The 604-nt window shown below is 35.4% G+C and carries 1 protein-coding gene; it reads left to right on the top strand.

The window, feature by feature from the left end; all coding sequences use genetic code 11:
- A partial coding sequence (locus SLH48_RS22420; protein WP_320259929.1) for an IS3 family transposase occupies positions 1–604 on the top strand: 604 nt, incomplete at both ends.

Here is a 604-nt window from a genome sequence, read left to right as displayed (position 1 = left end):
CAACGTTTAATGAAAAAAGCTGATATCCACTCTATTGTTAAAAAGAAATTCCGTCCATATAGTTCAAATGAGAAAGTTGTAAATCGAGAAAACATCTTGAAAAGAGATTTTTCAACTGCATCAATTAATGAAAAGTGGGTGGCTGATATAACTTATGTGCATACGGTGAAAGACGGATGGTGCTATTTAGCATCGGTGATGGATTTACATTCGCGAAAGATTGTCGGCTATTCCTTTTCAGAGGAAATGACAACAGACGTCGTAATAAAAGCTCTAGAAAACGCTTACGTAACTCAATTACCACCCGAAGGGTTAATTCTACATACTGACCTAGGTTCACAATATACAAGCCAAGCATTTACTGATCGTATTAAATCTTATGGTATAACACACTCCTTTAGCCAAAAAGGATGCCCTTATGATAACGCCTGTATTGAATCTTTCCACGCTATATTGAAGAAAGAAGAAGTAAATCATGTTCAATATCTAGACTATAAAACTGCCAATATCGCCATCTTTGAATTTATCGAAGCATGGTATAACAGAAAAAGAAAGCATAGCAGCATTGCTTATAAAACACCCCAAGCAATAGAAGAACTATTCA

Source organism: Cytobacillus sp. IB215316, from assembly GCF_033963865.1.
Lineage (GTDB): Bacteria > Bacillota > Bacilli > Bacillales > SM2101 > Nanhaiella > Nanhaiella sioensis.
Note: the sequence above shows the minus strand (reverse complement) of the source record. Positions and strands in the feature narration are given on the sequence as shown.